Annotated in this window: 24 protein-coding genes; 16 read left to right on the top strand and 8 right to left on the bottom strand. The window is 62.0% G+C overall.

From position 1 onward, the window contains the following. The first annotated feature begins 33 nt into the window (after positions 1 to 33). From parA to ACSHXH_RS02215, 8 genes are all read left to right on the top strand, one after another. Positions 34 to 675 carry a ParA family partition ATPase gene (parA, locus tag ACSHXH_RS02180; RefSeq protein WP_435670105.1) on the top strand — a complete coding sequence of 214 codons (642 nt, stop codon included), beginning with the start codon at positions 34 to 36 and terminating at the stop codon, positions 673 to 675. A gap of 31 nt (positions 676 to 706) precedes the next feature. Then, positions 707 to 1,552 (top strand): DUF6206 family protein, encoded by an 846-nt coding sequence (locus ACSHXH_RS02185; RefSeq protein ID WP_435670106.1) that lies wholly within the window; start codon positions 707 to 709, stop codon positions 1,550 to 1,552. Positions 1,553 to 1,669: 117 nt separating this feature from the next. Next, the gene (locus ACSHXH_RS02190) at positions 1,670 to 2,077 is read left to right on the top strand and encodes a universal stress protein (protein ID WP_435670107.1); all 408 of its coding nucleotides are present in this window, start codon (positions 1,670 to 1,672) and stop codon (positions 2,075 to 2,077) included. A 48-nt stretch (positions 2,078 to 2,125) separates the two neighbouring features. Continuing rightward, on the top strand, positions 2,126 to 2,677 hold the full coding sequence (locus ACSHXH_RS02195) for a hemerythrin domain-containing protein (protein ID WP_435670108.1): 552 nt from the start codon (positions 2,126 to 2,128) through the stop codon (positions 2,675 to 2,677). Between the two features lie 63 nt (positions 2,678 to 2,740). After that, positions 2,741 to 3,733 (top strand): methylmalonyl Co-A mutase-associated GTPase MeaB, encoded by a 993-nt coding sequence (gene meaB, locus ACSHXH_RS02200; RefSeq protein ID WP_435670109.1) that lies wholly within the window; start codon positions 2,741 to 2,743, stop codon positions 3,731 to 3,733. Between the two features lie 305 nt (positions 3,734 to 4,038). Then, the gene (gene rpmB / locus ACSHXH_RS02205) at positions 4,039 to 4,344 is read left to right on the top strand and encodes a 50S ribosomal protein L28 (protein ID WP_435670110.1); all 306 of its coding nucleotides are present in this window, start codon (positions 4,039 to 4,041) and stop codon (positions 4,342 to 4,344) included. Positions 4,345 to 4,449: 105 nt separating this feature from the next. Beyond that, positions 4,450 to 4,800, top strand: a complete 351-nt coding sequence (locus tag ACSHXH_RS02210) for a hypothetical protein (RefSeq protein WP_435670111.1) — start codon at positions 4,450 to 4,452, stop codon at positions 4,798 to 4,800. Between the two features lie 42 nt (positions 4,801 to 4,842). Next, on the top strand, positions 4,843 to 5,334 hold the full coding sequence (locus ACSHXH_RS02215) for a copper chaperone PCu(A)C (protein ID WP_435670112.1): 492 nt from the start codon (positions 4,843 to 4,845) through the stop codon (positions 5,332 to 5,334). Positions 5,335 to 5,364: 30 nt separating this feature from the next. On the opposite strand, the gene ACSHXH_RS02220 is transcribed toward ACSHXH_RS02215, so the two are convergent. Continuing rightward, positions 5,365 to 6,066, bottom strand: coding sequence for an NAD-dependent deacylase (locus ACSHXH_RS02220; RefSeq protein ID WP_435670113.1), 702 nt, complete (start codon positions 6,064 to 6,066; stop codon positions 5,365 to 5,367). A 43-nt stretch (positions 6,067 to 6,109) separates the two neighbouring features. On the opposite strand from ACSHXH_RS02220, the gene ACSHXH_RS02225 reads away from it, so the two are divergent. After that, on the top strand, positions 6,110 to 6,523 hold the full coding sequence (locus ACSHXH_RS02225) for a low molecular weight protein-tyrosine-phosphatase (RefSeq protein WP_435670114.1): 414 nt from the start codon (positions 6,110 to 6,112) through the stop codon (positions 6,521 to 6,523). A gap of 38 nt (positions 6,524 to 6,561) precedes the next feature. Here the strand turns inward: ACSHXH_RS02225 and ACSHXH_RS02230 are convergent, their stop codons facing one another. From ACSHXH_RS02230 to lepA, 5 genes are all read right to left on the bottom strand, one after another. Beyond that, positions 6,562 to 6,744 carry a CTP synthetase gene (locus tag ACSHXH_RS02230; RefSeq protein ID WP_435670115.1) on the bottom strand — a complete coding sequence of 61 codons (183 nt, stop codon included), beginning with the start codon at positions 6,742 to 6,744 and terminating at the stop codon, positions 6,562 to 6,564. Positions 6,745 to 6,881: 137 nt separating this feature from the next. Next, positions 6,882 to 7,550 carry a hypothetical protein gene (locus tag ACSHXH_RS02235; protein ID WP_435670116.1) on the bottom strand — a complete coding sequence of 223 codons (669 nt, stop codon included), beginning with the start codon at positions 7,548 to 7,550 and terminating at the stop codon, positions 6,882 to 6,884. Positions 7,551 to 7,893: 343 nt separating this feature from the next. Then, the gene (locus ACSHXH_RS02240; RefSeq protein ID WP_435670117.1) at positions 7,894 to 8,130 is read right to left on the bottom strand and encodes a DUF2442 domain-containing protein; all 237 of its coding nucleotides are present in this window, start codon (positions 8,128 to 8,130) and stop codon (positions 7,894 to 7,896) included. Further along, positions 8,111 to 8,353 (bottom strand): DUF4160 domain-containing protein, encoded by a 243-nt coding sequence (locus ACSHXH_RS02245; RefSeq protein ID WP_435670118.1) that lies wholly within the window; start codon positions 8,351 to 8,353, stop codon positions 8,111 to 8,113. Before ACSHXH_RS02245 ends, ACSHXH_RS02240 begins: the two co-directional genes overlap by 20 nt. An 83-nt stretch (positions 8,354 to 8,436) precedes the next feature. After that, the gene (lepA, locus tag ACSHXH_RS02250) at positions 8,437 to 10,239 is read right to left on the bottom strand and encodes a translation elongation factor 4 (RefSeq protein WP_435670119.1); all 1,803 of its coding nucleotides are present in this window, start codon (positions 10,237 to 10,239) and stop codon (positions 8,437 to 8,439) included. A gap of 175 nt (positions 10,240 to 10,414) precedes the next feature. On the opposite strand from lepA, the gene ACSHXH_RS02255 reads away from it, so the two are divergent. After that, entirely contained in the window at positions 10,415 to 10,762 is a 348-nt protein-coding gene (locus ACSHXH_RS02255; protein ID WP_435670120.1) for a hypothetical protein, read from the top strand. Here the strand turns inward: ACSHXH_RS02255 and ACSHXH_RS02260 are convergent. Beyond that, a complete protein-coding gene (locus ACSHXH_RS02260; protein WP_435670184.1) occupies positions 10,756 to 11,520 on the bottom strand; it encodes an alpha/beta fold hydrolase in 765 nt (254 codons plus the stop codon). The two genes, ACSHXH_RS02255 and ACSHXH_RS02260, sit on opposite strands and share 7 nt — an antisense overlap. 63 nt (positions 11,521 to 11,583) lie before the next feature. Here ACSHXH_RS02260 and ACSHXH_RS02265 point away from each other — a divergent pair, with 63 nt between their 5' ends. The 3 genes from ACSHXH_RS02265 (at position 11,584) to ACSHXH_RS02275 (ending at position 14,201) form a co-directional block, all read left to right on the top strand. Then, complete coding sequence (locus ACSHXH_RS02265) at positions 11,584 to 11,958, top strand: hypothetical protein (RefSeq protein ID WP_435670121.1); 375 nt, start codon at positions 11,584 to 11,586, stop codon at positions 11,956 to 11,958. A 69-nt stretch (positions 11,959 to 12,027) separates the two neighbouring features. Further along, on the top strand, positions 12,028 to 12,693 hold the full coding sequence (locus ACSHXH_RS02270) for an SDR family NAD(P)-dependent oxidoreductase (RefSeq protein ID WP_435670122.1): 666 nt from the start codon (positions 12,028 to 12,030) through the stop codon (positions 12,691 to 12,693). Further along, a complete protein-coding gene (locus ACSHXH_RS02275; RefSeq protein WP_435670123.1) occupies positions 12,687 to 14,201 on the top strand; it encodes a cryptochrome/photolyase family protein in 1,515 nt (504 codons plus the stop codon). The genes ACSHXH_RS02270 and ACSHXH_RS02275 overlap by 7 nt, the downstream gene beginning before the upstream one ends. A 42-nt stretch (positions 14,202 to 14,243) precedes the next feature. Here ACSHXH_RS02275 and ACSHXH_RS02280 read toward each other — a convergent pair whose 3' ends face one another. Next, positions 14,244 to 16,523: an NADP-dependent malic enzyme gene (locus tag ACSHXH_RS02280; protein WP_435670124.1), complete on the bottom strand. Its 2,280-nt coding sequence runs from the start codon at positions 16,521 to 16,523 to the stop codon at positions 14,244 to 14,246. A gap of 278 nt (positions 16,524 to 16,801) precedes the next feature. Between ACSHXH_RS02280 and ACSHXH_RS02285 the strand changes: the two genes are divergently transcribed. Genes ACSHXH_RS02285 through ACSHXH_RS02295 form a run of 3 tightly spaced genes read left to right on the top strand, consistent with a single transcriptional unit; the run spans position 16,802 to position 19,691 of the window. After that, complete coding sequence (locus tag ACSHXH_RS02285) at positions 16,802 to 17,194, top strand: cytidine deaminase (protein WP_435670125.1); 393 nt, start codon at positions 16,802 to 16,804, stop codon at positions 17,192 to 17,194. Beyond that, positions 17,194 to 18,486, top strand: coding sequence for a thymidine phosphorylase (locus tag ACSHXH_RS02290; protein WP_435670126.1), 1,293 nt, complete (start codon positions 17,194 to 17,196; stop codon positions 18,484 to 18,486). Before ACSHXH_RS02285 ends, ACSHXH_RS02290 begins: the two co-directional genes overlap by 1 nt. Next, positions 18,483 to 19,691, top strand: coding sequence for a phosphopentomutase (locus ACSHXH_RS02295; protein WP_435670127.1), 1,209 nt, complete (start codon positions 18,483 to 18,485; stop codon positions 19,689 to 19,691). The genes ACSHXH_RS02290 and ACSHXH_RS02295 overlap by 4 nt, the downstream gene beginning before the upstream one ends. Positions 19,692 to 19,716: the final 25 nt, after the last annotated feature.

A 19,716-nucleotide genomic window follows, 5' to 3' on the forward strand; every position in this document is an offset into this window, starting at 1 on the left:
CTGTACCCTCTGGCCGAATCGAAGGAACGCACCATGCCCGGCCACGTCATCACAGTTGCGCAACAAAAAGGCGGCTCTGGCAAGACCACCGTGTCTGCAAACCTCGCCATCGGGTTCCTGCGCCAGGGCAAACGCGTGGCCCTTGTCGATATCGACCCGCAAGGCAGCCTTGGCCGCTGGTTCATGACCCGGCTGGAAACCAATGCCGGCCCGATAGAGGGTCTTGAATTCGCCACCTCCTCGGCGTGGGGCATCACCTACGAGGTGCGCAAGCTAAGCGACTCCCACGACATCGTCATCATCGACACGCCCCCCAAAGCCGACAGCGATCTGCGTCCGGCCTTGCGCGTGGCCGATCTGGTGGTGGTGCCGGTCAGCGTCAGCCATGTGGATCTCTGGGCCACCGAAGGTGTGCTTGATCTCGCACGCCGCGAAGACAAAGAAACGCTGGTTGTCCTCAACCGGTCCCGCAAGAACACCCGCCTTGGCACCGAAGTGGCCGAAGCCGCCGAAAAGCTGATGGCCCGCATCGCAGAGACCACCCTGTCCAACCGGGTCGGCTATGCCGAAGCGTTGGGGCAGGGCAGGGGTGCTGCCGAAGGCCGCAAGACCCCGGCACAGACCGAAGTCGATGCGCTCACCTCAGAGGTGGCAGAGGTGCTGGCAAACAGGTAAAGGCAGGGCGTCCCACACAGGAGCCTGCACAATGACCGATCTCGACAGCCTTAAGGATGTGATCCGCGCCGACAGCGCATCACGCGGCCAGACCGTGTCAAAGCTTGGGTATTTCTGCGCTCCGTTCCGTCCCGCCTCTGGTCCGTTTGCAGACATGGTGATCAAGGTCTATCGCGGTCTCAAGGACCAATCCGCCCTCGACCGGCTGGCCCAATGCCACGACGATTATGTCGCCGCGCTGAACACCGCCGGGGTGGCCCTGCCACGGACCGAATTTCACCTGCTCGACATCGATGGCGCGCGCATTCCCGTCATCGTGCAAGAGGCGCTGCCCTCTGACAGCATGATGCGCCCGCAGATGCAGGCCGCCAGCACCGACGATACGCTCAAGATGATGGAAGCGGCAGGCGATGTGATCGCCACGTTCTGGAACAATGCGGATCAGTTCGACACCCGCATCGGGTTTCACCCGTCGATCCGCAATTTCGCCTATCTGGACGGGCGTGCGCTGTTCTTCGATACCTTCCCGCCGCTGATCCATTACAGCCGCGACGAAATGGGCAAGATGCTGCTGCTGTTCTCGGACAAGGCACTGATGCGCTGGGTCGGGCCGCTTTTGCAAACCAAGGTCACCGGCATTCAGGACGAATGGTACTCGGCGCCGGAAACGCTGGTGGGTCTTGTCGGGTCGGCCTGCCGCCTGCGCCCCGATGATGCGCAAGCCTATCTCGACTGGGGCCGCGATTTCGCCCAACGCCGCATGCCCCGCTGGGCCGATGCGGCACTGCCTCACCTGCAAGACCCGCCGCGCCTGCCCGGATACTGGACCGGGTTTCGCAAACTGCTTGGCCTGCAAGGCGAACCCAACGTGTCCTGACCCGACCTCTTGCCACGCGAGGTGCGTCCCGAAACCCGCCACCATCTGATGCGGATCAAGGCGCGGCGCATCCCGGTGCGATACCCTGTCCCCGCAGACAAAAACGGAGGACGCGCCATGTATACCAACATTCTTGTTCCAATCGCGCTTGACGATGAAGACGACCGCGCCGCCAAAGCCATCGCAACGGCGAAAGGGCTGGCGTCAGACGGCGCGCGCATCACGCTCTTGCACGTTGTCGATGCGGTGCCCAGCTATGCCATCAGCTATATCCCCGACGACATTCTTGCGGCCACGCGCAAGGGCATCGACGCCGAAATGACCCGGCTTGCTGCCGGGATCGGTGCAATCTCCGAGGTGATCGACGGCCATTCCGGGCGCTCGATTCTCGACTATGCCAAGGAACATGGCAACGACCTGATCGTGATCGCCTCGCACCGCCCCGGCATGCAAACGCTGCTCCTGGGGTCTACCGCAACCCATGTTGTCCGCCACGCGGAGTGCGCAGTGCATGTGCTGCGCTGATTGACATTGTCCCTGCGCGCTGCACCTAGGGGGCAACAGGAGGCGCGCATGGACGACACACTGACACTGGACCACCGAACCGGCTTGCCCGATGCGCTGCGCGTGCTGCTCGAAGTTCACCCGCGCGACACGTGGCCCGCGCATGACAATTTCGCCGGGCTGGTGGCGTTCTGGCTCGACCGTCACCTGATGTTTCGCAAGCTGATAGGCGCTCTGATCCGCGATGCCGAACAGGCGGTGGACCGCAAGATCGACGCCAAGACCCACGCGACCAGACTGTCGCGCTACGGTGCGATGCTCTTGGAGAACCTGCACGGGCATCATCAGATCGAAGATCATCACTATTTCCCGATCCTGAGCGCCCGTGAACCTGTGCTTGCCAAGGGCTTCTTGCTGCTGGACTCCGATCACCACGCCATGGACGGCCTGCTCAACCGCTTTGCCGATGGCGCAAATGCGGTGCTTCAGGGGCAGTCAGAGCCGGGCGCGTTCCGGGCCGATCTGCTTAGCTTCGAGGCGATGCTCAATCGGCACTTGGTCGATGAGGAAGAGCTGATCGTGCCGGTGATTCTCAAACATGGTCCCGGCGGGCTCGGCTGACGGGTTTACTTGACCGCCGCGCCCGTGGCACATCTGCCGACACATCACGACGGAGCCCCGCGCATGGATATTGACGATCTGGCAGCCCGCATCCTTGCCGGCGAACGCCGTGCGCTGGCACGGGCGATCACGCTGGTCGAAAGCCGGCGCGACGATCACCGCGCCCAGACCCTCGCGCTCTTTGAGGCGCTGAAAGGCCATGACCGCGAAGCGCTGCGCATCGGGCTGTCAGGCACACCGGGCGTGGGCAAATCCACCTTCATCGAAACCTTCGGTCTGATGCTCACCGCGCAGGGCCTCAAGGTCGCGGTGCTGGCCGTTGATCCCAGCTCGGCGCGCTCTGGCGGGTCAATCCTGGGCGACAAAACCCGGATGGACCACCTGTCGCGCGACCCCAATGCCTTTATCCGCCCCTCGCCCTCGCAAACCCATCTGGGGGGCGTGGCCCGTCGCACCCGCGAAGCGATCGACCTGTGCGAAGCCGCGGGCTTTGACGTGGTGCTGATCGAAACCGTTGGGGTGGGGCAGTCCGAAACCGTGGTGGCCGAAATGTCGGACCTGTTTCTGCTGCTGCTCGCGCCTGCGGGGGGCGATGAATTGCAGGGCGTCAAGCGCGGGATCATGGAAATGGCCGACATCATCCTCGTGAACAAGGCCGATGGCGATCTCAAAGCCACGGCAACACGCACCTGCGCCGATTACGCGGGGGCGCTGCGGCTCTTGCGCAAACGCCCGCAGGATCCGCAGGGCTTTCCCAAGGCAATGACCGTGTCCGCCTATGAAAATGTCGGGCTGACAAACGCGTGGGCCGAGATGCAAACCCTCACGCAATGGCGCCGTGATCACGGCCATTTCGCGGCCCGCCGCGCCGCACAGGCGCGATTCTGGTTCGAGGCCGAGCTTAAGCAAACCTTGCTTGCACGGCTGGAACGGGAACCGATGAAAGGGCTGGTCCAATCACTTGGCCGCGCGGTAGAGCAGGGCGTGATGACGCCCGGCCAGGCTGCGGACGATGTGTTTGCGCAGCTCGAAGGCCGCGCGCCCCCAACGTCCTGATCAGACTGAACGCACCCGCGCGCCGGATGAGCCTGCCCGAACCATGGTCGGACAGGCCGGTTTGGGGGCGTTGCCCCCGTCCCGGAACAGGTCCGGGCCGCCCCTCCCAACCTGTCGGACCGCCGCAGGCGGTTCGAAAACCGCGCAGTTTTCGTGCCGAAGCAGCGATTTCATGTGGCCAGCTCTTGACGCCTATCCTGCATCCCTCTAAGGACAGCCAACGAGATTCCGGGCGCTGCCAGTCGGCGCCTTTTCATATTGGTGGACGGCCCTAAGGCCACCTTTGATAGAACGAGGACAAGCCCATGTCGCGTGTATGCGAACTGACCGGTAAAGGCCCGATGACTGGCAACAATGTCAGCCACGCCAACAACAAAACACGTCGGCGCTTTTTGCCGAACCTAAACGATGTCACACTCCAGTCGGAAACGCTGGGTCGCGGCATCAAGATGCGCATCTCCGCGCACGCGCTGCGCAGCGTGGATCACCGTGGTGGTCTTGACAAGTTTCTTGCCAAGGCAAAGGACACTGAACTGTCGGCCAGCGCGCTGAAAGTCAAAAAAGCGATCGCCAAGGCGCAAACTGCACAGGCGCAAACCGCACAGGCCTAAGCCTTTGCTGTGTTTTGAATTGCAAACAGCCTCGTTCGGATATCCGGGCGGGGCTGTTTCCTTTTGTCGCCTTGTGACGCGGTGCAGGCCACGTACATCCCACCTATGCGGTATGTGATCCGAACCCTCACCTATGTCCTGATGACGATTGTCATCGCGGTCACCAGTGTGCAACTGGCGGCGGCTCGCGGTCAGGCTCCGGCGGTCGGGTTGATGGAGATCTGCACCGGCACTGGCCCGATCCACTTTCTTGTGGACGAAAACGGTGACCCGACGGGCGGTGTCATGATCTGCCCGGATTATGCGCTGGCCTTTTATGCCGATGCGACAGCCCCATTGCCACAGGCCACCCGGCTTGAGATATGGCACGTGCTTTGGCTGGGCCAGACTGGCGCAGTGTCGGCCGATCAGGTGGTGCCGCACCCGCAGGCGCGGGGGCCACCCGTCTCTGTCTGAGACACCATTCCAACCAACATTTCAGACAGAAAGACACATCAGATGATGAAGACCACTCTCCTTGCCGGGGCAGCTGCCCTGTTGTTTGCTGCCCCCGCATTTGCGGAAATCGAAGTGCACGATGCCTATGCGCGCTCTGCGTCACCGATGTCCAAGACCGGGGCAGCGTTTATGGTCATTCACAACGATGGCGGTGCCGCAGACCGACTGATCGGCGTGAGCAGCGACGCAGCCGCGCGCACCGAACTGCACACCCACGAAGAAGACGCCAATGGCGTCATGCGCATGATCCATGTCGAGGAAGGCTTTGACCTGCCCACCGATGGCGAAATCGCAATGGTGCGCGGAGGCAAGCACGTCATGCTCATGGGGCTGACGGACAGCTTGGACCAGGGGGAAACCGTTACGATCACGCTGACTTTTGAACAGGCGGGCGATGTTGTGGTGGAGGTGCCGGTTGATCTTGAACGTCAGGACCATGGCGGCATGGATCATGGCAACCACGGCAGCATGAACCACGGAACCGACGGCTGATCGGCGCGGGCAGGGCGGGGGTCTCCCGCCCTACTTCCCGGTCAAAATCTGATCGACCCACACAGGCACAGTCCGGCTTGCAGGGCCAAGGATATGGTGCTCGAACGCGTGGGACATATCGCTGTCTCTCAGGTTGAGCTCGACTGTGGCAGCCCCGGCCAGACGCGCCTCTTCGACAAACCCTGCGGCGGGGTACACCTGCCCGGATGTGCCGATGGCCGCAAACAGATCGCAGGTCTGGATCGCGTCCAGAATACGCTCCATGTGATAGGGCATTTCGCCGAACCACACGATGTCCGGGCGCGCTGAGGGCGCGTGACAGGCCGGGCATGTGTCGCCCGCCGACATCTCCAAGGGCGCGTCCCAGCGATGCGCGCACGCAGCGCACAGCGCGCGCGACAGCTCTCCATGCATGTGGATTGCCGACGCGCCGGCCTTTTGGTGCAGGCCGTCAACATTCTGCGTCACCAGCAGGACATCGCCCTCCCAGTCTGCTTGCAGGCGCGCAAGGGCGCGGTGCGCCGCGTTGGGTTGTGCTTGGGCGGCTTGGATGCGCCGCGCGGTGTAGAACCGATGCACCAGCGCGGGGTCGCGGGCAAAGGCCTCGGGGGTGGCCACATCCTCGATCCGGTGCTGCGCCCAAAGCCCGCCTTCATCGCGGAACGTGCCCAGCCCGCTTTCGGCGGACACCCCGGCACCTGTCAGCACCACAATTCGTTCACATCGTCGCATCGTCACCCTTTTCCCGGCCACGCCCCTGCGTTAGGCAAGGGGCATGACACACCGTATCCTCTTTGTCTGTCTGGGCAATATCTGCCGCTCGCCCACGGCGGAAGCGGTCACACGGGCCAAGGCGCAGGCGCGCGGGCTGGACCTGATCATCGACAGCGCGGGCACCGGCGACTGGCACATCGGCAAACCGCCATACGGGCCGATGCAGGCTGCGGCCAAGGCCAAGGGGTACGATCTGACGTCTCTGCGGGCGCGGCAGGTGTCGGGCGCGGATTTCGGGTCGTTCGACCTGATTGTCGTGATGGACGATGACAACGCAGCCGCGCTTAGCGCGATTGGCCCCACCGACCGGGTGCGTCGATTTACCGATTACGCGCCAGAGGCCGGGTTGGCCTATGTTCCCGACCCGTATTACACCCGTGATTTCGACGGGACGCTGGCCCTGATCGAAACCTGAGCAGAGGGTTTGCTGGACGCTGTGGACGGGCGCAGGCCCTAGGTTTCATACATCGCGCGGGCCACGAAATAGCTGACCGGCAGAGCGACCAGCGCGCCCACGATTGCGGCGACCACAATCGGGACAAGCGTGTCAAACCCGGCGGTCAAAACCGCGATCATGGCGGTGCCGGCAAGGGTTGTTGCAATCAGCGAATACAAGATACTGGCAAGTCGGAACATGAGGGCCTCCACTACAAAACGGCTGACCCAAGCATTCCAAATTCCAGACGTGTTGTCCTTGATCCGGATCAATGTGACACGCAGTGACGGTGTTCAAATAACCCGCATACTGGTTTTCCATGACACGCCCAAAAGGGCTAGTTCCAACCCATCGAGACAACCTGAAGCCCGACATTGCCGATCACCGTGTTGCGGCCCAGATCGCGGTTCATCAGCACCCCGTTCACGATATAGAGGTTCTCTACGTCAAACAGGAACGGACCCACACCCGCCGACGCAACATGCACCTTGTCGGTCCGGGCGATGGCGTCCCGGCCTTTGGGTGTCACATAATGGCTGCCCGCCGGGATCAGCGCGAACATCGTCGGGTCCGAATTGGCCGACAGGTTCGAGACGATATAGAGGATCTCGTCGTAATCGGTGATCCGCTCGGCGCGGAAATGGCACACCCCTTCGTAGCTGCCAAGCGCCACCGCCGTGAGGCCCGCAACGGCAATGGTCACCGGCGCGGTTGCGATGGCGGTTGCGGTGGTCATCACCCCGCTGGAGCCCGCAGCGACACTGCTTCCGGCGGCTGTTGCGCTGCTGACCGCGCTGCCGATCATGCTGACGCCCGAGACCGGGTTTTCCAGCGTATAGGCCCCCACTGCGCGCACGCCTTCGGTGGCAACACTGGCCACCGCGCGGGCGGTGTTTTTTGCGGCATCCCCGGCTTTGCCTGCAAGGATGCTGGGCCGGAAATCGCAGACATCGGCCTGCACTGCGGGGGCGGCCAGCATGAGGGCTGCCAGGAGAATCGGGCGCATAAGTGTTGGTCCTGCTCAGGAATTTTTGAACAGTATATCGCAACCTGATGCGTTCGAGCAGGGGGGACGCAGTCACATTGTGGTGGGCGGCAAGGAGTCGCGCAGATTTGGTTAAAACAATCTGAAGTTGTATCGTTTTGTAAGGAAGATCAAACGGTTGGACCCAAACTTGCCCATGGGCAAGTTTTCACGCAGCGCTTGGGATCGGGCAGAGGGTGGTCTGGGGGGACGGTCCTCCGCTGCCCGAGGGCGCTTTGCGCTGTTCCTCAGGTAGACCGTAGGGTGCGTGTTCACACGCACCGATGAGTTGGTTGCGGTCAATTGGTGCGTGAGATCACGCACCCTACGCGGCGTCTTCAACAGCCGCTCGGCCCTCCAGTAAGGCAGGTATCGACACATCTTCATCCAACGCGTCCCAATGCAGTCCAAAGGCACTGATCTGCACCTCGGTCAACTGTTCAGGTGTTGCTTGGGCCAAACGTGGGAACCATCCCAAAGGTACGCCTAGAATACGTCCATCTTCCAGCGACACCCACATTGTGTGCTCATCGAATGTCACTTCAGTGGCCGAAATGGTCATGCCAGGCATCCTCAATCAAACGGCTTCGCTCAGCAATGATACGGGCCAAAGCGCGCAAGGTTCGGGCATCCAAGCCGTTGCTCCGCGCGACTCTGACCGGCTTTAGCCAGAACTTCGCTTCGCCGCCGACTTTCACCACATGAATATGCACGGGTTCGCGCGGTTCGCCTTCGTTGGAATAAAAGAAGAACCGGAAACCGGCGTGGTGAAAGACCGTCGGCATTCAGACTGTACCATGAGTTTAATCCGGATTCACCTTAAACGTGAACCCGTTACCAACTCGTGAATGTTCGTCCATTCATGCGTTCACCCATCCATCTTTAACGCCGAGATAAACGCTTCCTGCGGGATATCCACCTTGCCGAACTGGCGCATCTTCTTCTTGCCGGCTTTCTGCTTTTCCAGAAGTTTCTTCTTTCGGGTGGCGTCGCCGCCGTAGCATTTGGCGGTCACGTCCTTGCGCAAAGCCGCCAAAGTCTCGCGGGCGATGACCTTGCCGCCGATGGCGGCCTGGATCGGGATCTTGAACATGTGGCGCGGGATCAGATCCTTGAGCTTTTCGCACATTGCCCGTCCCCGCGTCTCGGCCCGGTCGCGGTGGACCATGGTGGAGAGCGCGTCGACAGGTTCGTCGTTCACAAGGATCTGCATCTTCACAAGGCTGTCTTCGCGGTAGCCGATCATCTGGTAATCGAACGACGCATAGCCCTTGGTCACCGATTTCAGACGGTCATAGAAATCAAACACCACCTCGTTGAGCGGCAGGTCATAGACCACCATCGCGCGGTTGCCGACATAGGTCAGGTCCATCTGTTCGCCGCGACGGTCTTGGCACAGCTTGAGCACGTCCCCCAGATATTCGTCGGGCACAAGGATCGATGCCTTGATGCGCGGCTCTTCGATATGGTCGATGATCGACGGGTCGGGCATGTCGGCGGGGTTGTGCAGCTCCAGCATTTCGCCGTCGCGGGTGTAGATGTGGTAAATCACCGACGGCGCGGTGGTGATCAGGTCGATATCGTATTCGCGCTCCAGACGGTCGCGCACCACTTCGAGGTGCAGCAGGCCGAGGAACCCGCAGCGAAAGCCAAAGCCAAGCGCGGCCGAGGTTTCCATCTCGGAGGTGAACGACGCGTCGTTCAGCGACAGCTTTTCAATCGCGCCGCGCATGTCTTCAAAGTCGTTGGCATCCACCGGGAAGAGACCACAGAACACCACGGGGATTGATGGCTTGAAGCCGGGCAGGGGCGTTTCACAGCCCTTTTTCTCCGTGGTGATCGTGTCGCCGACGCGGGTGTCGCTGACCTGTTTGATCTGAGCGGTGATATAGCCGATCTCACCGGGGCCCAGTTCCTTGACCTCTTGCATCGCGGGGCGGTAGACGCCGATCCGGTCGATGTCATAGGTGCCGCCGGTTTTCATCATCTTGATGCGCTGGCCCTTTTTCAGAACCCCGTCGATCACGCGCACAATGACCACAACCCCCAGATAGGGATCGTATTTGCTGTCCACCAGCATCGCCTTGAGTGGCTTGTTCGGATCGCCTTCGTGCGGCTGTGGCAAACGCTTGACGATGGCTTCGAGCACCGCCGGAATGCCGATGCCGGTCTTGGCTGAGATTTCCAGCGCCTCGGAGGCATCGATGCCGATCACGTCCTCGATCTGTTCCTTGACGCGCTCGGGTTCTGACGCGGGCAGGTCGATCTTGTTGAGGACCGGAACAATCTCGTGATCCGCGTCAATCGCGGTATAGACGTTGGCCAGCGTCTGCGCCTCGACGCCTTGGGTGGCATCCACCACCAAAAGCGAGCCTTCGACCGCGCGCATGGACCGGGACACCTCATAGGCGAAATCCACGTGTCCGGGCGTGTCGATGAGGTTGAGGATATAGGTCTCGCCATCCTCGGCCTTGTATTCGATCCGAACCGTGTTGGCCTTGATCGTGATGCCGCGTTCCCGTTCGATATCCATCGAATCAAGAAGCTGTTCTTTCATCTCCCGTTCCGTCACCGTGTTGGTGGATTGGATCAGCCTGTCGGCCAGGGTGGATTTCCCGTGGTCGATATGGGCTACAATGGAGAAATTGCGGATGTGCGAAAGCTCTGTCATGGCCCGGATATGATGCGCTTTTGGGGTCTGGTCAAGGTGGCGCGACAGGCGCGGCGCGTTTGACAAAAGGTGATTTGAAAACAGCTTGGCTTTCGGGCATCCTAGGCGCAGGCAAAGCACCGCATATCCGGGCACAAGATCCGGGACGCGGCACAATCGAATGAGAGCAGGCAACATGAAACTCTTGGTGGCATTTTTGGTCATGGCCCTGATCGCGGGATGCGGCGGAAACCGGTTTGATCGCGGTGACACGGGTGCGGTGACACGGTTCTCGTCAGGCCCGATCAGCTCGGCCTGTCTGTCCTCGGACCGCAAGGCGCGCAACGCGCGGCTGTGTGGCTGCATCCAGACAGTGGCCAACCGATCGCTTTCGGGCGCGGATCAGCGCAAGGCGTCGCGGTTCTTTAGCGATCCGCAGCGCGCGCATGACGTGTGGATGTCGCAATCTTCGGCGGATGATGCGTTCTGGGATCGCTACAAGGCATTTGCCGCCCGCTCTGAGCAGTCATGCCGGGGCTACTGAGCCTGATCAAGAAACGCCCGCACCGACGCTTCGAATTCGCGCGGCTTTTCGGCATGTAGCCAATGGCCCGCCCGGGGGATCTTGGCGAACCGGGCTGCCGGGAACAGGCCCTTGATCGTCGGGCGATATGCGGGCGTCACGTAGTCCGATTGCGCGCCTGACAGGAACAATGTCGGTTTGTCGAACTGGCCTGTGATGTCGGGAAAGCCAAGCACCTGTGGCATCTCGGTCGCCAGCGCATTCAGGTTCAGCTTCCAGCGTTTGTGTGCCACGTCCAAGGACTGGGTGAAGAACGCCTGCAAGGTCGGGTCGTCCACATGTGCGGCCAATTGCTCTGCCGCGTCCGAGCGTTTTTCGACCTTCGAGAGGTCAACGGCACGCATCGCGTCGATGAACTGCGTTTGCGAATGGGTATAGGTGACGGGCGCGATATCGGCGACGATGAGGCGGCTGACCAGCTCGGGCCGGGTGAGCGCCAGGACCATCGCCGCCTTGCCGCCCATCGAGTGCCCCACCACATCCACAGCACCGCCGTGGGACGCGATCACTTGGGCCAGATCATCGGCCATGTCTTCGTAGCTGTGACTGTCCGCCCAGAAACTGTCGCCGTGATTGCGCTGGTCCACCGCGATCACCGGTCCGCGATCTGACAGGCGCTTTGCGATCACCCCCCAGTTGCGGCCCGATCCGTAAAGTCCGTGCACAATCAAAAGCGGCGTCGCAGTGCCATCCGAATGGGTGAGAAGCGTATTGAGCATACGCCGTGCATACTGTGTCACATCAGCCTTGAGCAAGAGGGCGCAGAGGCTTAATCCGGGGGGATGGAACATGCCGAAACGATCAAGACCCACGCCGCGACGTTGCAAGCCCTTCTGGCCAAGCGGTTGGGCCTCAAACGCGGAACCCTGTCGCACCGGGTGGCCAAGGCCGGACGCCGCCTGCCTGCGGCGGTGCGCAACGATATCGCGTTGGTGGCCGAAGCCGAACAGATGACGGCCAATCCAAGGCTGGCGCTGCGCCTTGATGCGACCGCCACCCAAGCGGCCTATGATCGGGCTGTGACGCATCTCAGGGCTATTGACGCAGCGGACCGGCGCAAGGGGTTTGTCCTGTCGATCCTCGGCAGCATGGCGTTCAACGTTCTGGCGGTGATCGTGCTGCTGATTGCCGTTCTGCGCTGGCGCGGTCTGGCCTGACAGCTTTGGTCTGACAGCTTTGACCGGATGCCGTTGACGCCCCGACGCTTTACTCTAGGTGGCGGGGTCATGGAAAAAGCACTCATCATCGGATCAAGCGGCGGCATTGGCGCGGCGCTTTGCAGAGCCCTGGAGGCGCGGGGCGTGTCCGTTACCGGGTTATCCCGCAGCGTTGACGGGCTGGACATCACCGACGAAGCCAGCGTGGAGCAGGCATTGGGCGCGCTGACGGGGGCGTTTGACCTTGTATTTGTCGCCACTGGTGCGTTGGAAATCAACGGGGCCACGCCCGAAAAGACCCTGCGTCATGTGACAGCCGATGCGATGATCGACCAATTCAAGCTCAACACTGTGGGCCCGTCGCTGGTGCTCAAACACGCGATGCGGCTGTTGCCCCGCAAGGGACGGGGCGTCTTTGCGGCCTTGTCTGCGCGGGTGGGGTCTATTGGGGACAACCGGCTGGGTGGCTGGTACAGCTATCGCACCTCCAAGGCGGCGGTGAACCAGATGATCCACAGCGCAGCGATCGAGCTGGGCCGCACCCACAAGGATTTGGTCTGCGTGGCGCTGCATCCGGGCACGGTTGAGACTGCGTTCACCCGGAAATATGTGGGTCATAACCCGTCAGTCCCGGCGGCCGATGCCGCAGAAAACCTGCTGCCGGTGCTGGACGGATTGTCCCCCGCCGACACGGGCAAATTCTTTGACTGGCAGGGCAAAGAGGTGCCGTGGTGACGCGGCTGGTTCTGGTTCTGGGGGACCAGCTGAGCGACGCCTTGTCCGCGCTTGCCGCAGCCGACATGGCGTCGGACGTGGTGGTCATGGCCGAGGTGGCAGAAGAAGCCACCTATGTGCAGCACCATCCCAAAAAGATCGCGTTCATCTTTGCCGCCATGCGCAAATTCGCGGCCCGCTTGCAAGCTGTGGGTTGGGATGTGCGCTACACGCGCCTTGATGACCCCGATACTGCGGGGTCGATCCCCGGCGAAGTGCTGCGCCGCGCCGAAGAGACCGGCGCGTCCGAGGTGATCGCAACCCAACCCGGTGAATGGCGGCTGATCCAATCGTTGGAGGACATGCCGCTTCGGTTGACGATGCGGCCGGACACAAGGTTCATCAGCACTCCGGACGAATTCGACACATGGGCCAAGGGCCGCAAGGCGCTGCGGATGGAGTATTTTTACCGCGACATGCGCCGCAAAACCGGCCTCTTGATGGACGGAGATCAGCCTGAGGGCGGCAAGTGGAATTACGATTCCGAGAACCGCAAACCGGCCCCCGATGACATCGCCTTTTCAGGGCCAATGCAATTCACCCCGGATGACACGGTGGAAGAGGTGCTTGATCTGGTGGCATCGCGGTTTGGCAATTCCTTTGGATCGCTGCGTCCGTTCTGGTTTGCCACCGACGCCGAACAGGCGCGGCGCGCGTTGACCCACTTCATCACCTACGCCCTGCCGCGCTTTGGCGATTTTCAGGACGCGATGATGAACGACAATCGCTTTCTTTATCACGCGATGATCTCGCCTTATCTGAATGTCGGTCTGCTTGACCCGATGGAGGTCTGCCGCGCCGCCGAGGACGCCTACCGCGAGGGGCATGCGCCACTGAACGCGGTCGAAGGGTTCATTCGTCAGATCATTGGCTGGCGCGAATATGTGCGCGGCATCTATTTCCGCGAAGGCCCCGAGTATACGCGCCGCAACGCGCTGTGCCATCAGCGCAGGCTGCCCGATTTCTACTGGACTGGCGACACGGACATGAACTGCATGTCCAAGGCGATCACCCAGACGGCAGAAGAGGCCTATGCCCATCATATCCAACGTCTGATGGTCACGGGCAATTTTGCGCTTTTGGCCGGGATCAACCCGCACGAGGTGCATGAGTGGTACTTGCGGGTTTATATCGACGCGTTCGAATGGGTCGAAGCGCCGAATGTGATCGGCATGAGCCAGTTCGCCGATGACGGGATCATCGCGTCAAAACCGTATGTGTCGTCGGGCGCGTATATCAACCGGATGTCGGACCATTGCAAACCGTGCCGGTATCGGGTGCAGGACAAGACAGGGCCGGATGCGTGCCCGTTCAACACGCTGTATTGGCATTTTCTGGACCGTCATTCCGAAAAATTCGCCAAGAACCCGCGCATGAGCCAGATCTATGCCAACTGGAACCGAATGGACGCAGATCGCAAAGCGACGATCCTGTCCGAGGCGGAGGCGTTTCTTGGGACATTGGGTTAGGGTTTTGGGTCTCCCCAAAACCCCGATGCGTTAACGCATTGCTTACCCGTATTGCGCCACCGGGGTTCCGGCGATCGCGGCCATGTTCAGCAAGCCGCGCGGGGTGATACCTTGGGTCACCACATGCGCGCGGTTGCCCATGCCCATCAGGATTGGCCCCACCTCAAGCCCGCCCGCGCGCATCTTGAGAATGTTGCGCGTGGCCGAGGCCGCATCGGCGTGGCCGAAGATCAGCACATTGGCGACACCCTGCATCCGGTTTCCGGGCAGCAGCCGGTCGCGCAATTCGGCATCAAGGGCGGCATCCACGTTCATCTCGCCCTCATAGCAGAAATCGCGCGGCTCGGAATCCAGCAGCGCGATTGCGGCGCGCAGGCGTTTGCCGGATTCTTCTTCCTGATTGCCGAATTGCGACTGGGAACAGAATGCGATGTTCGGCGTCAGCCCAAAGCGGCGCACATGGCGGGCTGCCCCTATGGCGGTCTGGGCCAGTTCCTCGGGGGTGGGCAGGGACCGCACATGGGTGTCGGCGATGAACAGAGGCCCGTCTTCGAGGATCATCATGCTGAGCGCGCCATGCGGCGTGTGCTGATCGGAGCCGAGCACCTGCGTCACGTAATTCAGATGCCAGCGGTATTCGCCAAACGTGCCACAGATCAGGCTGTCGGCCTCGCCGCGATGCACCATCACCGCGCCGATGGCGGTGGTGTTGGTGCGCATGATGGCGCGAGCAAGATCAGGCGTGACGCCGCGCCGTGCCATGATCCGGTGATAGGTTTCCCAATAGTCGCGGTAGCGCGGGTCGTTTTCCGGGTTCACGATGGTGAAATCACGCTCTGGCCGAATTTCGAGCCCCAGACGTTCGCAGCGCGAGGCGATCACCTCGGGGCGGCCAATCAGGATCGGCGTCTCGGTGGTTTCTTCAAGGATGGCCTGCGCGGCGCGCAGAACGCGTTCGTCTTCGCCCTCGGCAAACACGATCCGGCGGGCACCGGTGGCAGCGGCGTCAAAGACCGGGCGCATGAGCAGCGCGGATTTGTAGACGCTGGCGTCAAGCTTGGCCTTGTACGCCTTGAGGTCTTCCAGCGGACGAAGCGCCACACCCGATTCCATCGCCGCTTTGGCGACAGCGGTGGACACGACGCCGGACAGGCGCGGATCAAAGGGTTTCGGGATCAGGTAATCCGCCCCAAAGGTGAGCTGTTCGCCCCGGTACGCGGCAGCAGCTTCGGCGCTTGTGGTGGCGCGGGCCAGCTTGGCAATGCCGTCAACGCAGGCAATCTGCATCGCGTCGTTGATCTCGGTTGCGCCTACGTCCAGCGCGCCCCGGAAGATGAACGGGAAGCACAGCACGTTGTTGACCTGATTGGGGAAATCGCTGCGCCCGGTGGCCATGATCGCGTTGGGGGCCACCTCGCGCACTTCGTCGGGCAGGATCTCGGGCGTTGGGTTGGCGAGGGCAAAGATGATGGGGCGGTCGGCCATGCGCGCGACCATCTCCGGCTTGAGCACCTTGGGCCCGCTGAGCCCCAGAAACAGGTCCGCGCCGTCCACCACATCGTTCAGGGTGCGCAGATCGGTCTTTTGCGCGAAGGCGGCTTTTTGCGGGTTCATGTCTTCGACACGGCCTTCATAGACCACCCCGTGAATGTCGCAGAGCCAGATGTTTTCGCGCTTCACGCCCAGCTTGAGAAGCATGTTCAAACAGGCGATGCCCGCAGCGCCGCCGCCGGTGGACACGATCTTGATATCCGCGAACGCCTTGCCTGCGACATGCAGCGCGTTGGTGGTGGCCGCGCCCACAACAATCGCAGTGCCGTGCTGGTCGTCATGGAACACCGGAATGTTCATGCGTTCGCGGCACAGCTTTTCGACGATGAAACAATCGGGTGCCTTGATGTCTTCGAGGTTGATGGCGCCGAAGGTCGGTTCCAGCGCGCAAACGATATCGGCCAGCTTTTCCGGGTCGCTTTCGTTCACCTCGATGTCGAAACAGTCGATATTGGCGAATTTCTTGAACAGGACCGCCTTGCCCTCCATCACCGGCTTGGAGGCCAGCGCGCCGATATTGCCAAGACCCAGAACGGCCGTGCCATTGGTCACAACCGCCACCAGATTGCCCTTGGCGGTATAGCGCGCAGCATTGGTCGGATCGGCTTTGATCTCAAGGCAGGCTTCGGCCACGCCGGGGCTGTAGGCCCGGGCCAGATCACGACCATTGGCCAAGGGCTTGGTCGCGCGGATCTCAAGCTTACCGGGCTTTGGATATTCGTGGTAAAACAGCGCCGCCTGACGCAGCGTCTCATTGGTGTTGTCTGACATGTCGGTCCCCCCGCACGATTTGGTTTAAGGGTAAACCACAGGATACCAAAGGGAAAGGGGACAGCACCTGTGCTGTTGGAAAAGCACCTTTCAAATCATCTTGAAGATGCGGCCCCCGGTGCAGTCATGTGGCGGGCCAATCTTTGGGCGCGACGCCTTGTAATGGGCTGGCTTTGCGGGGAAACACACCGGCTCAGCGTCAGCTTTGGCCCAGCCCCTTGCAATCGGGTGCGCGGCCTCGCAACCATGCGGGTCACACAGCAGGGGGCGGAAAGCACATGGATTTGAAAATCGCGGCGCAGGCCGTTCGGGAAAACGCCTATGCGCCTTATTCCAACTTCAAGGTCGGCGCTGCGCTGCGAGGGTCTGACGGCGTGATCTATGTTGGCTGCAATGTCGAGAACGTCGCCTATCCCGAAGGCACCTGCGCCGAGGCCGGGGCGATTGCCGCAATGAATGCCGCAGGCGTGCGCGAGATCACCGAAGCCTATGTCATCGCCGACAGTCCCGATCCGGTGCCACCCTGTGGCGGGTGTCGTCAAAAGCTGGCGGAATTTGCCGCAAAGGACGTGCCGGTGACCTTGGCAACAACGGACGGGATCGAGCGCCAGACCACTGTGGGCAATCTTTTGCCCGGTGCGTTTGGGGCCGGGCACATGGACCGCAGCTGATGGAGGCACGGTCGATCATCGCAACGCTGCGTCGGGGGGACACCCCGGATGCAGACGCGCTGGGCTGGTTTGCCCAAGGGCTTGCTGATGGCAGCGTCACCGATGCGCAGGCCGGGGCCTTTGCGATGGGGGTTTGCCTGAACGGGTTGAACGATTCGGGGCGCGCGGCCTTTACGGCGGCGATGCGTGACAGCGGCAAGGTGTTGCGCTGGGATCTGGATGCGCCGGTGGTGGACAAGCATTCAACCGGCGGTGTTGGCGATTGCGTCAGCCTGATCCTCGCGCCTGCGCTGGCGGCCTGCGGTGTGTATGTGCCGATGATCTCGGGGCGGGGCTTGGGCCATACGGGTGGCACATTGGACAAGCTTGAATCGATCCCGGGGTTCCGCACCACGTTGAGCGAAGATCAGTTTCGCCATGTCGTGTCAGAGGTGGGATGCGCCATCGTCAGCGCCAGCGCCGATATCGCCCCCGCCGACAAGCGTTTGTATGCGATCCGTGACGTGACGGCGACGGTGGAGAGCCTTGACCTGATCACCGCGTCGATCCTGTCCAAGAAACTGGCAGCCGGGCTTGAGGGGTTGGTGCTGGATGTCAAATGCGGGTCCGGGGCGTTCATGAAATCGCCCGATGACGCCCGTGCCCTGGCCCGTGCGCTGGTCGATACGGCCAAGGCCACGGGCTGTCCGACATCCGCGCTGATCACTGATATGTCACAGCCTTTGGCCCCTAGTCTGGGCAACGCGCTTGAGGTGATTGACGTGATGCATGTGTTGACGGGCAACGCACAGGGGCGGCTTGCCGAGCTGGCCATCGCTTTGGGCGCGACGTTGCTTGAGCAGGCGGGGTTTGAGGCAGGCGAAGACGCGGTGCGCCATGCGATCACCAGCGGACAGGCTGCCGAGACATTCGGCGCAATGGTCTATGCGATGGGTGGACCTGTGCGCTTTGTCGAGGATTGGGCACGGTTTCTGCCCGAAGCCCCGGTGATCCGCGAAGTGACAGCGCCCATGGCAGGAACAGTCACCGCCATTGACGGCGAAGCGCTTGGCCTGACCGTGGTGCGTCTGGGTGGCGGGCGTCAGGTGGAAACCGATGTGGTTGATCCGGCAGTGGGCCTCAGCGACGTGGTGCCGATTGGTGCCCGCCTTGCCAAGGGTCAGCCCCTTGCGCGCATCCATGCCGCGCGCGAGGCGCAGGCCGATGCCGCAGAAGCCGCTATACGCGCTGCGATCACGCTGGGCGGAGGGCCTGTGGTGGCCCCTGATCTGGTGCTGGAGCGGATCACATGACCCGCGCCTTTCTGGTTGTGATGGATTCGGTTGGCATTGGCGGCGCACCGGATGCGGACCAGTTCTTTAACAACGGCACGCCCGACACCGGCGCAAACACGGTTTTGCACATCGCGCAGGCCTGCGCCGAAGGTCGCGCCGAAGACGGGCGCAGCGGGCTGTTGCACCTGCCGACATTGTCCGCGCTGGGCCTTGGGCAGGCGATTGAGCTGGCCTGTGGACAAGTCGCGCCGGGGCTTGACGCTGTGCCCGCCGCGCGCTGGGCTGCCGCGACCGAAGTGTCGCGCGGCAAGGACACGCCGTCGGGGCATTGGGAACTGGCCGGTGTGCCGGTGCCGTGGGATTGGACCTATCTGCCGGACACCGTGCCGTCTTTTCCGCCCGAGATCACCGCGCGCATTTGCGCGTTGGCCGGAACCGATGGCATCCTTGGCAATTGTCACAGCAACGGGGTTCAGGTGATCGACAGGTTCGGTGCAGAGCATCTGCGCACCGGCAAGCCGATTTGCTACACCTCTGCGGACAGCGTGTTGCAGATCGCGGCACATGAAAAGGCGTTTGGCCTCGACCGGTTGCTCAGGCTGTGTGAAGAGCTTGCGCCGATGATGCATGCGCGCCGGATTGGCCGGGTGATCGCGCGGCCTTTTGTCGGGTCGGAGGGTCGCTTTGAACGCACCTCCAACCGACGGGACTATGCGATTGCGCCGCCAGAGCCGGTGCTGAGCAATTGGGTGCAGGACGCCGGCCATGCGGTGATCGGGATTGGCAAAATCGGTGACATCTTTTCCATGGCGGGCATCGACGCGGTGCACAAAGGGACGGATGCCGTGTTGATGGACCACCTTGCACAGCAGATCGACACCGCGCCTGACGGGGCGTTGGTGTTTGCCAATTTCGTCGAGTTCGACAGCCTGTACGGACACCGCCGCGACGTGTCGGGCTATGCCTGTGCGCTGGAGGGATTTGACGCGGCGTTGGCGGGGCTTTTGCCACGGCTTCGGCCCGATGACCTGTTGCTCATCACCGCAGATCATGGCAACGACCCGACATGGATTGGCACGGATCACACCCGTGAACGGGTTCCAGTGCTGGTGTCCGGGGCGGGTGTGGGCGAAATTGGCCATGTCGACTTTGTCGATGTTGCGGCCAGCATTGCCCATCATCTTGGTGTGGTGTCAAAGGGATCGGGGCGGAATTTCTTGTGATGGATGAAGAACAGCGCGACCGACT

The organism is Marivita sp., from assembly GCF_051251565.1.
Taxonomy (GTDB): domain Bacteria; phylum Pseudomonadota; class Alphaproteobacteria; order Rhodobacterales; family Rhodobacteraceae; genus Marivita.

Bases quoted from the DNA above. Each gene is read 5' to 3' on its own strand.
- ACSHXH_RS02230 (WP_435670115.1), bottom strand. From the start codon at position 6,744: ATGTTCCGACTTGCCAGTATCTTGTATTCGCTGATTGCAACAACCCTT.
- ACSHXH_RS02195 (WP_435670108.1), top strand. From the start codon at position 2,126: ATGGACGACACACTGACACTGGACCACCGAACCGGCTTGCCCGATGCG.
- ACSHXH_RS02215 (WP_435670112.1), top strand. From the start codon at position 4,843: ATGATGAAGACCACTCTCCTTGCCGGGGCAGCTGCCCTGTTGTTTGCT.
- rpmB (WP_435670110.1), top strand. From the start codon at position 4,039: ATGTCGCGTGTATGCGAACTGACCGGTAAAGGCCCGATGACTGGCAAC.
- ACSHXH_RS02210 (WP_435670111.1), top strand. From the start codon at position 4,450: ATGCGGTATGTGATCCGAACCCTCACCTATGTCCTGATGACGATTGTC.
- ACSHXH_RS02295 (WP_435670127.1), top strand. From the start codon at position 18,483: ATGACCCGCGCCTTTCTGGTTGTGATGGATTCGGTTGGCATTGGCGGC.
- ACSHXH_RS02190 (WP_435670107.1), top strand. From the start codon at position 1,670: ATGTATACCAACATTCTTGTTCCAATCGCGCTTGACGATGAAGACGAC.
- ACSHXH_RS02220 (WP_435670113.1), bottom strand. From the start codon at position 6,066: ATGCGACGATGTGAACGAATTGTGGTGCTGACAGGTGCCGGGGTGTCC.
- ACSHXH_RS02185 (WP_435670106.1), top strand. From the start codon at position 707: ATGACCGATCTCGACAGCCTTAAGGATGTGATCCGCGCCGACAGCGCA.
- ACSHXH_RS02235 (WP_435670116.1), bottom strand. From the start codon at position 7,550: ATGCGCCCGATTCTCCTGGCAGCCCTCATGCTGGCCGCCCCCGCAGTG.
- lepA (WP_435670119.1), bottom strand. From the start codon at position 10,239: ATGACAGAGCTTTCGCACATCCGCAATTTCTCCATTGTAGCCCATATC.
- ACSHXH_RS02285 (WP_435670125.1), top strand. From the start codon at position 16,802: ATGGATTTGAAAATCGCGGCGCAGGCCGTTCGGGAAAACGCCTATGCG.
- ACSHXH_RS02245 (WP_435670118.1), bottom strand. From the start codon at position 8,353: ATGCCGACGGTCTTTCACCACGCCGGTTTCCGGTTCTTCTTTTATTCC.
- ACSHXH_RS02270 (WP_435670122.1), top strand. From the start codon at position 12,028: ATGGAAAAAGCACTCATCATCGGATCAAGCGGCGGCATTGGCGCGGCG.
- ACSHXH_RS02280 (WP_435670124.1), bottom strand. From the start codon at position 16,523: ATGTCAGACAACACCAATGAGACGCTGCGTCAGGCGGCGCTGTTTTAC.
- ACSHXH_RS02225 (WP_435670114.1), top strand. From the start codon at position 6,110: ATGACACACCGTATCCTCTTTGTCTGTCTGGGCAATATCTGCCGCTCG.
- ACSHXH_RS02290 (WP_435670126.1), top strand. From the start codon at position 17,194: ATGGAGGCACGGTCGATCATCGCAACGCTGCGTCGGGGGGACACCCCG.
- ACSHXH_RS02255 (WP_435670120.1), top strand. From the start codon at position 10,415: ATGAAACTCTTGGTGGCATTTTTGGTCATGGCCCTGATCGCGGGATGC.
- ACSHXH_RS02260 (WP_435670184.1), bottom strand. From the start codon at position 11,520: ATGCTCAATACGCTTCTCACCCATTCGGATGGCACTGCGACGCCGCTT.
- ACSHXH_RS02265 (WP_435670121.1), top strand. From the start codon at position 11,584: ATGGAACATGCCGAAACGATCAAGACCCACGCCGCGACGTTGCAAGCC.
- parA (WP_435670105.1), top strand. From the start codon at position 34: ATGCCCGGCCACGTCATCACAGTTGCGCAACAAAAAGGCGGCTCTGGC.
- ACSHXH_RS02240 (WP_435670117.1), bottom strand. From the start codon at position 8,130: ATGACCATTTCGGCCACTGAAGTGACATTCGATGAGCACACAATGTGG.
- meaB (WP_435670109.1), top strand. From the start codon at position 2,741: ATGGATATTGACGATCTGGCAGCCCGCATCCTTGCCGGCGAACGCCGT.